General features: G+C 47.4%; 15 protein-coding genes. 7 read left to right on the plus strand and 8 right to left on the minus strand.

Going from position 1 to position 13665, the window contains the following annotated elements; all coding sequences use genetic code 11:
• Positions 1–93: 93 nt before the first annotated feature.
• Positions 94–1056 (minus strand): S41 family peptidase, encoded by a 963-nt coding sequence (locus LSG37_RS16915; protein ID WP_233080982.1) that lies wholly within the window; start codon positions 1054–1056, stop codon positions 94–96.
• Between the two features lie 58 nt (positions 1057–1114).
• On the minus strand, positions 1115–1519 hold the full coding sequence (locus LSG37_RS16920) for a hypothetical protein (protein ID WP_233080983.1): 405 nt from the start codon (positions 1517–1519) through the stop codon (positions 1115–1117).
• A gap of 334 nt (positions 1520–1853) precedes the next feature.
• Between LSG37_RS16920 and LSG37_RS16925 the strand changes: the two genes are divergently transcribed.
• Positions 1854–2882: a branched-chain amino acid aminotransferase gene (locus LSG37_RS16925; RefSeq protein ID WP_366515570.1), complete on the plus strand. Its 1029-nt coding sequence runs from the start codon at positions 1854–1856 to the stop codon at positions 2880–2882.
• A gap of 98 nt (positions 2883–2980) precedes the next feature.
• Here LSG37_RS16925 and LSG37_RS16930 read toward each other — a convergent pair whose 3' ends face one another.
• The 5 genes from LSG37_RS16930 to LSG37_RS16950 are packed head-to-tail and all read right to left on the minus strand — an operon-like array spanning position 2981 to position 10014.
• A complete protein-coding gene (locus LSG37_RS16930) occupies positions 2981–4252 on the minus strand; it encodes a sensor histidine kinase (RefSeq protein WP_233080985.1) in 1272 nt (423 codons plus the stop codon).
• 1 nt (position 4253) lies between these two features.
• The gene (locus LSG37_RS16935; protein ID WP_233080986.1) at positions 4254–5597 is read right to left on the minus strand and encodes a sigma-54-dependent transcriptional regulator; all 1344 of its coding nucleotides are present in this window, start codon (positions 5595–5597) and stop codon (positions 4254–4256) included.
• Between the two features lie 55 nt (positions 5598–5652).
• Positions 5653–8043 (minus strand): FtsX-like permease family protein, encoded by a 2391-nt coding sequence (locus tag LSG37_RS16940; protein WP_233080987.1) that lies wholly within the window; start codon positions 8041–8043, stop codon positions 5653–5655.
• Positions 8043–8750 carry an ABC transporter ATP-binding protein gene (locus tag LSG37_RS16945; RefSeq protein ID WP_233080988.1) on the minus strand — a complete coding sequence of 236 codons (708 nt, stop codon included), beginning with the start codon at positions 8748–8750 and terminating at the stop codon, positions 8043–8045. Before LSG37_RS16945 ends, LSG37_RS16940 begins: the two co-directional genes overlap by 1 nt.
• Before the next feature lie 19 nt (positions 8751–8769).
• On the minus strand, positions 8770–10014 hold the full coding sequence (locus LSG37_RS16950; protein ID WP_233080989.1) for an efflux RND transporter periplasmic adaptor subunit: 1245 nt from the start codon (positions 10012–10014) through the stop codon (positions 8770–8772).
• Between the two features lie 303 nt (positions 10015–10317).
• Here LSG37_RS16950 and LSG37_RS16955 point away from each other — a divergent pair, with 303 nt between their 5' ends.
• Positions 10318–10686, plus strand: a complete 369-nt coding sequence (locus LSG37_RS16955; protein ID WP_233080990.1) for a PadR family transcriptional regulator — start codon at positions 10318–10320, stop codon at positions 10684–10686.
• Positions 10683–11408 (plus strand): permease prefix domain 2-containing transporter, encoded by a 726-nt coding sequence (locus tag LSG37_RS16960; protein ID WP_233080991.1) that lies wholly within the window; start codon positions 10683–10685, stop codon positions 11406–11408. The genes LSG37_RS16955 and LSG37_RS16960 overlap by 4 nt, the downstream gene beginning before the upstream one ends.
• A 69-nt stretch (positions 11409–11477) precedes the next feature.
• Here the strand turns inward: LSG37_RS16960 and LSG37_RS16965 are convergent, their stop codons facing one another.
• On the minus strand, positions 11478–12077 hold the full coding sequence (locus LSG37_RS16965; RefSeq protein WP_233080992.1) for a nucleotidyltransferase domain-containing protein: 600 nt from the start codon (positions 12075–12077) through the stop codon (positions 11478–11480).
• Between the two features lie 235 nt (positions 12078–12312).
• Here LSG37_RS16965 and LSG37_RS16970 point away from each other — a divergent pair, with 235 nt between their 5' ends.
• From LSG37_RS16970 to LSG37_RS16985, 4 genes are read left to right on the plus strand one after another with little or no spacing between them, the layout of a single operon-like run.
• Positions 12313–12804: a hypothetical protein gene (locus tag LSG37_RS16970; RefSeq protein ID WP_233080993.1), complete on the plus strand. Its 492-nt coding sequence runs from the start codon at positions 12313–12315 to the stop codon at positions 12802–12804.
• Positions 12804–13019, plus strand: coding sequence for a helix-turn-helix transcriptional regulator (locus tag LSG37_RS16975; RefSeq protein ID WP_233080994.1), 216 nt, complete (start codon positions 12804–12806; stop codon positions 13017–13019). The genes LSG37_RS16970 and LSG37_RS16975 overlap by 1 nt, the downstream gene beginning before the upstream one ends.
• A 16-nt stretch (positions 13020–13035) precedes the next feature.
• Positions 13036–13218 (plus strand): nucleotidyltransferase family protein, encoded by a 183-nt coding sequence (locus LSG37_RS16980; protein WP_233080995.1) that lies wholly within the window; start codon positions 13036–13038, stop codon positions 13216–13218.
• Positions 13215–13622, plus strand: a complete 408-nt coding sequence (locus LSG37_RS16985; RefSeq protein WP_233080996.1) for a hypothetical protein — start codon at positions 13215–13217, stop codon at positions 13620–13622. The genes LSG37_RS16980 and LSG37_RS16985 overlap by 4 nt, the downstream gene beginning before the upstream one ends.
• Positions 13623–13665: the final 43 nt, after the last annotated feature.

Here is a 13665-nt window from a genome sequence, read left to right on the forward strand (position 1 = left end):
CTGCTGATTCGATACAGGAAAATATAAGAAGTTCAACAACGGGTAAAACAAAAAAGCCCACAATCACAAAAGCAACTGCAGACCCTTCACTTTCTAACTGCCCTTATTCGCCACCCTCAAAGCTGTATAAAGTGCCATTTCTGCGCTTACCTTGATATTCGGCTCCACGCCAACACCTTCAAAGTTAGTGCCGGTGATTGGGTTCACTGGCCTGTACATTGGGATACGCACAAAAAGCCAGTCGTTGACTTGAGCTGCGCCTGTGTAATGCGCCAGACCAACGCTGGTTTCGCCTATCACTACAGCACGACCAAGCTGTTGCAGCGTATAGCTGAAAAACTCACCCGCACTAACTAGCCCGTCACTTTGCAGAATGTATAGCGGCTTAGTTTTTAACAGCTCTGAATCCGGCACGGCCAGACTTCGTATTTGCTCTGTGATTTTGCCATCGCGATCCTGCAGATCCCATAACAAAGTGCCTTCCGGTACAAAGTGGCTGATCAAATACTGCACCAGTTGCGGCGAACCTCCAACGCTGTCACGCAGGTCGATGACTATGTGATCACTGTGACTTAGAAACACCAAAGCGGCGTGGCCAATTTTATGCGCTTCTTCAGCTTGCCAGAATTTATAGAGTTTTAAATACCCAATATTGCCGGGCAGAATGCGCGCCTGCTCAAAAGCAAAGTTATTGATTTTACGAGCTTCGGTCTCGATTAAACGATGCGATACGCCACCTTGTGCAGCTATTAATGCCAAACTCAAATGACCATCACCGCTGTATTGACGCATCAAATCGCCTACCTTGTCTGCAAACTGCTCATGAGTGGTAATATCAGCCAAAGCACCGCTTTGCTGTTGTTGCTGCAACAGCGCACTGACTTTTAGCGCAGTGTCGGGGAACACATACTGCTCATTCAGTATGCGAATAACGCCATCAATACTGGCTTGTCTTTCAGCTGGGGTAAGAGCGGTATTTGCCTGAACAAAAAATGGAAAAACGACAACCATAAGCAGCGCCAAAGCAAGGGCCTGCCTTTTTAATAAAGAAATCATAACTACCTCAAATTACTGATAAAAGTTCTGTAAAACTAGTAAACACAGTCACTTGAAGTTAAAGCTGATAATAAAGCCGTTTTTTATGCAGATTAGCGTCGTGCCATAACGACAGCCGAAAACGCCGGCCTGGGCCTGCGCGAATAAACCAGAGTAAAAGCAGAAAACACAAAGGAAGTATCAGAGGAATTAAAACCAAAGCCAGTTTGCCAAATTCCAGCACCAACTGGTAATCGGCCTGCTGTTTCTGATGCAAAAACAATAAAGCAGGGCTGCGTTGAAGTTGCTGCAACAAAGGCGCTTCGGCTTTATCCGCAGGCGCCGTCCAAAGTTGTTGATACCCTGGTCCGTGTTGCTCAGCCGTAGGTACTGTATGTAAAAAGGCCAGCAGCCACACCAAAGCACAGCTTGCCAGCAACAATGCCAGCATTCGCAATAGTTTTGTGTTTGGTTGAAGTGGCATTGCAAGCTTCCTGTACAACATGAACGGAGGATAGGGACTGAACTAATCAAAAACAAGGCTTTACAGGAATAATCTGCGAGCCAGGTCTGGTGTTACTTATTTGGAAAAGCTGAACATCTGGTAATTTTCTCTGTAGAAAAGCCAGTCAACCCTCAACGCCCACCGCACAAGGTGGCAATTAGTTGATGCCGAATTTACCAAGCCTGAGTACAATGGCTAGGCGTTGATAATTCTCAGGGTTACTTTATTCACCAAGGCCATGGCGCAGCACCACGCTGATAGCCATAACAAAACCCATATAACAAAGCGCACCCTATTTTAATCAGGCCAATCAATAAAGGCCTTTGAACATCAGCAGGAAAAAGAAAAAATGGCAGCTTTTGGTAGTGTATTTATGCCTGAAATGGCAATGGCCCGTTTTGATGGTACAGCTTGGGGTCAGTCCGCAATAGTTCCGTCTGACAGCATCAGTCTGCATCCGGGCGCTCATGTGTTGCATTACGCCAGCACTTGTTTTGAAGGCTTAAAAGCATTCCGCCATGAAGACGGTTCTGTGGCTATTTTCCGCATGGACAAAAACGTGGCCCGCATGCAACAAAGCTCAGAATTATTGTCGTTGCCAACTTTTGACGCGACTTTACTGAGTCAGATGATTGTGGACGTGGTGCGCCATTATGCGGCCGACGTGCCAACGCCTCCTGGTTCTATGTATATTCGCCCTACTCATATCGGCACTGAACCAGCCATTGGTAAAGCAGCCACTCCAACGCTAACGTCTTTGTTATACGTATTGTTATCTCCTGTTGGCGATTATTTTGCCGGTGGTAGCCGCGCTTTACGTCTGTTGATGGAAGACAATGCCCGCTGTGCACCTCATATGGGTATGATCAAAAGCGGTGGTAACTACGCCAGCGCTCTGCAACCTACAATGCAAGCTAAAGCCAAATACCAGGCCGATCAGGTGCTGTTCTGCCCGAATGGTGATGTGCAGGAAACTGGCGCAGCCAACTTCCTGCTGATCGATGGCAACGAAATTATTACCAAAGCACTGGACGCATCATTCCTGCACGGTATCACCCGCGACACCATTCTGACGCTGGCCCGTGACTTAGGCATGAAAGTATCAGAACGCGAACTGACAGTAGAAGAACTGCTGGAACGCGCCGCCAAACCAGGCACAGAAGCTGCGCTTTCAGGCACAGCGGCTGTATTAGCTCCTGTTGGCACTTTGATCCATCAAGGCAAAGAATACAAAGTAGGCAACGGCGAACCGGGCAGCACCACAGCCAAGTTACGCCAGACCCTGAACGATATTCAGTGGGGCAAAACGGCTGATACTCATGGCTGGCTGACGAAGATTTAATCTGCGATATAACCAACAACCTGTAGGGGCGGGTCTTGTACCCGCCCGTCTACAATTCCAATCTGATCCTGAATGGTCTGCCCTCGCCCGTTTAACCTTCAAACCAATGCATTATTACCGCCAGCCACAGCAGGCAAAGGCCAACGTAATTCAATACAGGCATGACCAGAACTGGTATTGCTGGCCTCGATAGTCCCCTGATGTAAATGCATAATTTCCTGACACAACATTAATCCAACCCCCGAACCACCCTGTTTAGTGGTGTAAAAAGGCGTGAATAAGTTGTCTGTATTGGCAAAGCCAGGGCCATTGTCCGTCAGAGTCAGCAGCTGTTGTTCCCCTCTGCAATAAAAGCTTAGCGAAATTTCCGGTGTTTTTTCTGCATCGGCAGAACAGGCTTCCACCGCGTTTTTCAGAATATTTAGCAGCAGTTGTGCCAGTTGTTCAGGATCGGCATAACAGTGTTGTTCACCACTAAGTTGCACATAGTCCGCCTGCGGCAACTCCTGAAGCAACTCTGTTAAATTCAGCCATTGTTGTTTTGCTGCTGGTAGTTGCTGTATCTGCACATAGTTGTCAATAAAAGCCAATAAGCGTTGACTACGCTGGCGGATCCGGTTCAAGACCTGACGGGTTTGCTCTTCCGGTAATGTCTCAGCCGCGAGTAAGGTTTCTGACATAGAAGCCATAGGTGTCAACGAGTTACGTAATTCATGGCTTAATACCCTAACCAGCTGTTGCTGACTGGCTTTTTGTTGCTGATATAGCGGATGACGTAAATCAGAAGCGTAATAAATTACACACTGCTGACCCTGCAACTGAAATTGTACCGAATGTTGTTGCCAGCCAGTCTGCAGATCCGGGTGAAACCAATACATACCCGTATTGGTAAATCCAAGCTGACGGGCATCAGAGCCCAACAGCAGCGGACGTTGCAAGCTATGGCTCGCCGCCGTGTTGGCGTAAAGCAAACAATACCCGGCATCAAATACACAAATCGGATATGGCAAATGCTGCCACAAGGCAGTAAACAGCAAATCTTGCTGACTATCATGCTGTTGCTTCGCTTGGCTGAGCAGTATCAGTTGCTGGCAGAGTTGCTGTGCTGGCACAGACAAATGCTGCTGCATCAATCTGTAGTTGGTTTCGCCTTCCTGCAATGCCATCACATAACTGCTCAGTTGCTGCCATTGCAGCTGCTCACGTCGGTACAGCCAATACCAAAAAGCAACGGCTGGCCAACAAGCCGCATACAAGAGTGTCACCACAGCTAAGGAAGACCAGCCCAGTTGCAATAAATACAAACTCAGCAGCACAAATAGCAGCAGGAAACTCAGCAACAACACATGGCTGGTTTTTAGCCAGGGCATATTAAGCGCCCTGCATCTGATGTTTTTCCAGCCGTCTGGCCAGCGCATGACGGGTGATCCCTAACAAGGCAGCGGCTTCAGTCAGTTGGTTGCCAGTTTGAGTCAGGGCTTTACGGATTAACTGCTGCTCCATGGCTGCTAAATCCAGGCTCTGTATAGCGGTCTGATCTGTTACCGCCATGCCCTGCATCAGCAAAGTTGAGGTATCCAGCATGGTGCCGCTGCTGAGCAATACAGCTCGCTCAATCACATGATTCAGCTCCCTGACATTGCCAGGCCAGCTGTAGCTTTGCAGCTGTTTGATTGCGTCTTTAGTCAGCGTCATTAATGGTTTGCGATACTTCTGACAAAAGTGCGCGATCGCTAGTTCAGCCAGGGCAGGTATATCCGCCGTACGCTGACGCAAAGCCGGCATTTGCAATACCAAAGTATTCAGCCGGTATAACAAGTCCTGGCGAAATGCCCCCTTTTGCACCATCTGCGTTAAATCAGCATTGGTTGCGCTGATAATACGGGCATTGCTGTGCAGACTCTGGCTTGCACCAACCGCCTCAAAAGCACCACTTTCCAGTACCCGCAGCAACTTGGGTTGCAAATGCAGTGGCAGGCAACCTACTTCATCTAAAAATAACGTGCCCTGATGAGCTAAAGCAAAACGCCCGACTCGGCGCTGTTTTGCATCAGTAAAAGCACCTTTTTCATGGCCAAACAATTCAGCCTCAAATAAAGTGTCTGGAATAGCCGCCATATTTACACTGATAAAACTACCTTGCTGACGATGTGATAGCTGATGAAGCCGCTGTGCCAGCTGGGATTTGCCTGTGCCGTTTTCGCCCAAAATCAGAATATTGGCGTCTGTTGCTGCAACTTGCTGCACAAGCTGCTCCAGTTGTTGCATCACAGGACTGACCGCAATCCATGGCACCTCTGCAGGTTGTAATAATTGCTTGAGCTGCTGATTTTCCTGCTGCAACTGCTGATGTTCTAACTGCTGCTTGACCAATTGCAGCAACTGACGATTGTGCCAGGGTTTTTGAATAAAGTGTCTGGCTCCTTGCAGCATGCCCTGCACCGCCAGTTCGACACTGGCCCAGGCTGTCATCAGGATCACCGGAATCTGTGCAGCATTTAACTGCTCCAGCAACGCCAATCCTTCCTGACCTGAAGTGGTATCTTTGCGAAAATTCATATCCAGCAGCACCAGATCCGGCTTTTGCAAACAGGTCTGCATCAGCTGCTGCGGTTGCTGCACTGTTAACACACTGTACCCCGCGCTGCTCAACAGTAAGTCCAGCGCCAGGCAAATATCTTCATCATCGTCGGCAACTACAATCAGTGCACTCATCAATAGTTCTGTCCTTGTACGAGACAGCAGATTTGCTACTGCCTCGTTATTGTGGTTACTGGTTCCGCAAAGTCTGGATTGGGTCTTTGCGGATCACCTGCCAACATGGCCACAGCATGGCCGACAAGGCAACCCACATTAATAACAATTCCAGTACGAGTAAAGCCTGCCAATTCATAGCGCTAAGCAAACTGAAATACCCAGATAAGTAATTAAAAATCAACAATGTAAGTCCAGAACCAGCCAACAGCCCAAGCAATAGCAATAAACCACTGCGACGAGTTGCAAACCATAATAACTGTCGCCGACTGGCTCCTGTCGCCATGCGCACCGCAATCTCATAACGTTTCTGTCGGCTTTGCTGCTGACTGATCCCCGCTATACCTAACAACGCCAGCACTAAACTCGTGGCCGCGATGGCGGAAATCAGATAAAAATTAAGCCGCTCTTGCCTGGTGTTATCCAGCCAGTTTTGCCGCATGCTCTCTATTCTCAGTTCAGGGTATTCGGCTGCCAGTTCACCCAAAGCCTTTTTTACCTCTAAGGCTGTCAGGTATTCACCATCAGGCAACACCACCACCAGTTGCTGTGACTCAGCAGATAACGGCATACTTAGATAGTAAGAGGTCGGCATTTTATTTATGTTTTTAGTCGAAGCCACTATACCAATCACCTGCTTCTCACCCAGCCTGCGTCCTATCATTTGCGATGGATCATCAGCAGAGAATGCTTTGGCCGTTGTCAGGTCGATGATCACTTGCAGCTCCGAATCCTCTGCGGTGAAACTGCGGCCATACAATAACGGAATACTATAGGCAGCGAAATACTGGCCATCTACCAGGGCAAAATTGGTATTCACAACAATATTACTCTGCTTATCAGAAAGTTGGCTTATGTGCATAGATGAACTAATAGGTTGCTGCCTGCTATTCATCACTATGGCGTCAGGCCAGTGTTGGCGTAACTTTTTCTGCAGTAGCTCATTTTGTTGCTGATACTGCTGCCGACTGGATTTCTCTTGTCGCTGCTCGGGACCGTAGGGGGTGGAGTTTGTTGGATTGGTATCTATCAAATAACTATTCACACGCTCAAAACCATAGTCGGTATACACTTCGCGATAGCCCTGATAAGCCAGCAAAGCACTGCCACAGACAATGATAGTCGACAGTACTAACTGCCCAACAAATAGACAGTTCACCAAGGTGGCGTTTTGCTGTTTTTGCTGACCTTTACCACTGCCACTTAATGATTCCGCCAACTGAGCTGGGATCTGCACAGGCCAGCTGAATAACAACAGTAAAACGGCACCTATTACAGACAAAATACCAAGCACAGTGTTGTCCAGATGAATACTGTTCAACAGCGGTAAACTGTAGCCCACTATTAATGGCAAACTTTTGATGAGCCACAAGCTGGCCAATACACCTAAGATCACAGCCGGTACAACCAAAGCTAAATTTTCAATTGCGACCAACAGTTTCAATTTCAAAGCTGAGCATCCCGTCAGCATCTGCACAGCAAACTCCTGACGTCTGCTTTGGTAATGAGCCAGCAATAAATTAGTCAGGTTTAGCGCTGCTATAACCAGTATAGTGAAGGTCACAGCCAGCAGTAACCAGACAAGCTTTGCGCTATCCCCCAAGATTTTGGCGTGATAGCCCTCATGTGTGCTGCCAAACACGCCGGCTGTTACCAACCTGCTCAGATAAATATAATCTTGCTTAGCCAGCTCTACCCATTGCAGCATAGCGGCCTCATCTGGCTGCTGCTGACCACGTAATATTGCAATGCCTGGCATACCAAATGAATTTGTTTCGGCGCTTTGTTGTATTTTCTTATCAAAAAATTGCCAGAACTGCAGCGCAGTTGGCCTCTGTGGGGTAGGAATAGCAATGGTATCTTTGTAGACTCCGGCAATCTTATAAATGTGGTCTTCATAACTCAGCGTTTTACCAATAACGGCTGTATCTGCCTTATACAACTGCTGCCAGACACTTTCGGAGATCCAAACCCCACTCTGTTCATCCGCTGTTGCACTGCTTTCTCCAAGCAATAGCTGTATTCCCAGTAATTCCGGTGCACCAGCGCTGGCTTCCAGCAACGTGAGTTGATGCTCTTGTTGTTCTATATGTGCAGTTTTTTCGGTCTGCGATATTACATAGGCCCATTCGCCATAACTTTGCATATGTTGCTTAAAATGCATAAACAAAGCTTTGTTCATCACACTAAGATCCGTTGACCCAAGCTTTACCTGAGCGCTGTGAATACTTAGTTGTTCCGGCGCCTTAATTTGCGGTAAAGGCCTGACCATCAGCGCATAGTAAATGGACAATACGGTAAGCACAGCGGCCAAAGTCAGTCCTAAACTGAGGATGATTGGTACACTCAGCGCAGGCTGCAAAAACAACCGCCTCAACCCAAAAATCAAGCGTTGCAAATACAACATCAGGCCACCTCCAGCTTCTGACCGCTGGTAATGATCTGGCCGTCCAATAACTGAATTTGCCTGCTGGCGCAGCGGCTGTAACGATGATCGTGAGTCACCATCACTATGGTGGTGCCCTGCTGATGCAACTGCTGCAACATTTGCATCACAGCATCACCGTTTTTACTGTCGAGGTTACCAGTGGGTTCGTCCACCAGCAGCAGATCTGGTGACCCAACCAAAGCTCTGGCTATGGCTATACGTTGCTGCTGACCACCAGACAATTGATTAGGATGAAAACCCGAGCGGTGTGCCATATCCACTTGCGAGAGGGAAAACTCAACTTTTTCAGTCACTTCGGCTTTACCACAGCCTCTGTGCAATAAGGGCAAAGCCACATTGTCAAATACGGTCATGGAATCAATCAGGTTAAAAGACTGGAATACAAAACCAATATGTTTATTGCGAATACTACTGCGCTGATCCACTGTCAGAGTGGATGTGTCTATGCCAGCCAGTTGGTAACTGCCGCTATCAAAGCTATCCAGCAAACCTAGAACATTCAGTAAAGTAGACTTACCGCAACCTGAAGGGCCTGTGATAGCAACAAACTCGCCGCGCTGGATCTGCAAGCTAATGCCTTGCAAAGCCAGAGTAGCAATATTGCCCTGACGAAACTCTTTGTGCAGATCTCCGACCTGAACCAGAGGTGTTAATTTTTCTGTCATGTTTTTTCCTCAAGGGTGATTATTTCTGGTGTTTAAGCTGAAGTAAAGATTGATCTGGCCAGAGGTCGGATGGAACTGCGATGAAGCGCTCACCGGCCTCAAGGCCACTTTCAATCAGTAATTGCTGGTTGCTAAGTTCACCAAAGCGAACTTGTCGGGCTTGCGCCAGTCCTGCAGAACCCTGCACAAAAACCCGTTCCGAACTGTTTGGCCTTAAACCTGTCTGTTGCGGTATGTAAAGCGCATTGCTACGCTCGCCAAGTAATACACTGGCGGTAATTTGTAAGGAGGGCCGTAAGCCTGCTGGCAAATCGTCCGGCAGACTGACTTCCGCAGCCACGGTGCCATTCTCAACCAGAGCTTCCAACCGATGAATACGGCCTTCAATCAAACCGCGCCTACTGTCAATAATCACGGAGCTTCCCACAGCAACCTGATCCGCCTGACGTTGATTGATATAGATACGGGCACTCAGTTTCTGTTGACTGCCCACTCTGGCCAAAGCTGCCCCCTGGATTACACTTTGGCCAAGTTCGACATCCAGTTGCTGTAGATAACCTGCAATACCAGCGGTCACCAGCATCTTGTATTGTTGCTTCTGCAAAAGGTTCAGCTCTTCTTCCAACTGCTTCAGCTGCACGTGCTTTTGCTCCAGCTCAGCTTTTTGCAAAGTGCTGAATTGGGTGAATTTCTGCTGCTCAAAATCCAGTTTTTGCTGTTGTTGCCGCAACCGCAACTTAGCGCGCTGTAACTCAATATTGGCGGCTATGCCCCGCTCAACCAGCTCCATGTTCAGGTTGGTTTCCAGCTCCGCTTGCTCTAATAAAGCAGCTAGTTCTGCGAGGCGACCTTGTTGTTCCAGTAATTCGCTTTGCTGCTGCGCATGAAACGCAGACAATTCCGCCTGCATCTTTTTCAGATTACTGGCCGCCGCCTGAACTTTTAAATCCAGCTCTGGGTTATCCAGCCGCAAAATGGCCGTGTCGGCTTGTACCAAAGCACCAGGCCTTTGCAGCACTTCAATCACAGCTCCCTGTGCAGGCGCGGTTAACAGCAACTGCTGACTGGCAAACAACTCACCCAGCGCATCTGTGTACAGCGCTATATCACTCTGCTGCACTTCAACAAGAACGTATTCCTTCAGCGACACAGCCGGAATTGCAGGGCTGGCTAACTGATAAAGCCCAAAACAAAACAGCAAACTAAAACCAGCCGCCAACAGATAAATTCGCCATGGCCTGCGTTCAGGTAATCGGATATCCATACTTAATCTCACTGCGATCTATACCACCGCAATGGAAAAGACGTGCCACAATTTATTTTCAATAAAATCAAATAATTAAAAAATAATAAGCTTCATATAACGGGCGAAAACGCGCAACAGGTACAAAATCGCGCTTCGATTCTGAAGCAGAGTGAAGAAACTGGATGATGTTTGGCCGGGCATAAAGATTGGCTGAGCGGAGCTAAGTTATAGCGGCCCTCTTTAGCATTAAGCCTTGAGCCGAATTGCTTTCTGTTCTAATTTAATCTACTTTGTAGAGGAATATTTATTAAGAGACTATAAATGGCTCAGGACAAATTTATTGGTGAGCTGGAACAGATGATTTTGCTTACTGTGCTGCAACTGAAAGCAGAGGCTTATGGCAGCCAAATCAGGCAGTATCTGGCAGAGGCAGTCGGACGGGATTTAAGTATTGGCGCTTTATACACTACGCTGGAGCGGCTGGAACAAAAAGGCATGCTGACAGGCCGATTAGGTGAAGCCACAGCGGAACGGGGTGGCCGCGCCAAAAAGTATTTTGCCGTTACAGCCGAAGGCCAGCAGGCGCTTAATCGCAGTAAACAAGCACTGGATCAGTTATGGCAAGGTTTGGTGCGCCAATCCGGCAAGCAATTGAACACAGTTGTAAATGGCTCTGAGGTTTTGCTATGAAACAGCCAACTGCGGAGCAGCAAAAACACCACAAAACCCAACAGTCAGAACAACCGCCCTTGTTGTGCCAGCGACTGCTGGAATGGGTATTACCAGAAACGCTGCAAGAACCAGTATTAGGTGATTTGCAGGAAGAATTTATCGAACGGCAACAACAAAACCGCAGCCGCGCCTGCTGGTGGTATCGGCAGCAGACACTTTCAACCTGCTGGCATTTTATTTATCAAACCAAAGGAGACTGGCTGATGTTTGTATTGAGTGTGGTGTTTTTTATTGCAGTGTCTTTGTGGGCCATGTTTATAGCGGGCGCTGGTAACTCAGGGATGTTTTATGACTTAGTTTCACTGGTACTGATTATCCCTCCAGCTGTGTTATTTGCCGTTGGCGCAACCTCAGGCCACACTTTACAGCAGGCCATGGCTTTTTTGCTTAACCCCAGACCGGGCGCAGACCCTTTAACTTACCAGCAGATCAGCCATTTCTTTAATGTCATGGGCAACAGTGCTTTATTACTTGGTTTCTTTAGCACTTTAATAGGCGTAGTGGCCATAGCAAACGCCATGAATGCGGATAATTTCGCCTCCAGCTTTGGACAAGCCACCGCAGTATGCTTGCTGACTCTACTTTATGGCTGTGCACTAAAGACACTTTGTTATGTAGCAGCACAAAAGGTTAGTTTTGTGGCGCGGGAAAGCGGCAAGAATGAAAGTGTTTTGGGTTGAAGGGCTTGTACTGGAGAAATAATGCATGCTGGTTCTGCTTTACTGACCAGCGGTGCTGGAATCCATGGGCTAATTCGTTCTATCAGATTGTCTAAGGTCATCCTTGTCTCCAACTATCATCAGTAGCGGACTGGCCAGCAGTTCACGGATAAAACCTGATTGTTCCGCCAACGCTTTCTGCCATTCAGACAATGAATATAGTTTAGGATTGATCTCGCGGCCAAGCTGTTGCTGCGCTGGATACAGGCTTTTCACTGCATCAACAAAACTCAGTTCGCCCACCATCAGCAGGTCGATATCACTGCTGGCTGTCGCTTTACCACTGGCGACTGAACCAAACACAGCAGCAAACTGCAGTTGGTCGGATACAGGTAATAAAACCTGCCGTAACACATCAGCCAAACCGGTCGTTTTACGCAGAATACTGGCGAGTTCTTCATACACCACACAGCTGGTATCGGCCTGGTAACACAGCTGATTCCCCTGCTGTGTTTTTTTCAAAATGCCAGCCTTCGCCAGCTTGGTTAGCTCTTTATGCAAAGTGCCGGGCTGAGTATGAGTTAAACGGGCAATTTCGCGCACATGCCAGGCCTGATCGGGTTTCAGCAATAACAAACCCAATACCTGACGACGGTAACCGGTAAAAAGCAAATCCGTAAGAGCAGACACAGCAGCACCAAATGAAGCCAAATAAGCTACGAATGTAGCCTTTCAGGCTTCATTCGTCAATTTTAGTATCAGCTAAAAAAGTTAGATCCGTATCTAGCAACAAAACTTGATACTGATGTTCAGCCTTGCACACATAAATGTAACCTTGCGGTATCAAAAAAACTTGACACTGACACCTTAAGGTTTCATACTGATACCTCAAGGTATCTAAACTTAATAAAAAGGAACACTTATTATGGCTGTATGGACTATCGAAGATCAGGAAAATTGCGTGAAAGCGACTCTGTTCGGTGCGCTGTTTTTTGTATTGTTAACAGGCTTTCAACTGTTAAAAGATATCAGTTTGTTTTGGTTTCAACTCACCTTAGTCAGTGATGCTTTCGGGTATGGCGTGCTGTTTTCGGTGATTTATTTTCTAGTCAAAGTGACCAAACAACCCAGCCTGCTGTCCTATGGCTGGAAAATTCGGGAAATATGCGGTGATTTTCAGGACGAGTATTTACGCAGCCGTTTTCAGCGTGCTACTACGCTGGCATTTCACTTAACTATTACGATAGCGTTTGCGGGGTATGCTGCAACCAATTTAATCAACAAGCATGGCGACCCGCAATGGATCTCATTTCAGCTGTTTCCATTACTGACGATATTCATCGGCACCCTGAGCTTTTATCTGAGTTTGCGCTCCGTATTGGCTGAACAGGACGAACCAGCCCAGGAAACGAATTGATGGAAGAGCAACAACTGTACAACAGAATTGCAGAGCTGCGCGCCGCCAGAGGGCTGTCGCAGCAGCAACTGGCCGACGCCATTGGTGTATCGCGTAAAACTATCAGCACAGTAGAAACCAGCCGTTTTACCCCCTCAGTGGTGATAGCGTTGCAAATGGCGCGTTATTTTGAAGTGCCGGTAGAGCAGATTTTTAGCTTTGAAGGGTTTCGTTGAGGGAAATGATATTGGTATGAAACCTCCAGATGCTTTAGCTAAACACCGAGAAGAGATCCTTAACATCATCGCGGCTCACCATGTCCGTAATGTTCGGGGCTTTGGTTCTGTGCTGCAAGGCACAGACACAGAACAAGGCGATTTGGATTTGCTGGTCGACCCTTGTCGCGTAATGGCAATTTGGGCGGAAGCCCGATGATTATTCCGCCTTATGATGAAACCCAATTCATTGCGAATGTAGTGGACACATTTAATAGCTTACACATAGATCGAATTGGCTATCAGAAAGAGAAAACTCTCCGTGGCGACTTTATCGTTAACTACAAAGATGATTCGGTCTACGCCAACTTTATCCAGTTGGGTGTGAACAACACTACAGAACATAAGATTGAAAAAACAGCGTCTATCTTCCTGAAAAAAGACGATATGCAATACGTCACCAACGTCAGTGTTTATCCATATAGAGATACCAAAACGAAGGTCGTCTATGAATGTCATCTGAAAAGTGCACATTGGCTGAACAGCGACGGCACTGTGAGCTTCGAGAAGTTTCCGGAGCAAAAAGAAATAGAAAAGATGCTCTGGGATATTGCCAATAAATAAGTCAGTACAAACTATCTAATTGGCATGTTCGGAATTCAACACG

This window comes from Rheinheimera soli (assembly GCF_021290985.1).
GTDB lineage: Bacteria > Pseudomonadota > Gammaproteobacteria > Enterobacterales > Alteromonadaceae > Pararheinheimera > Pararheinheimera soli.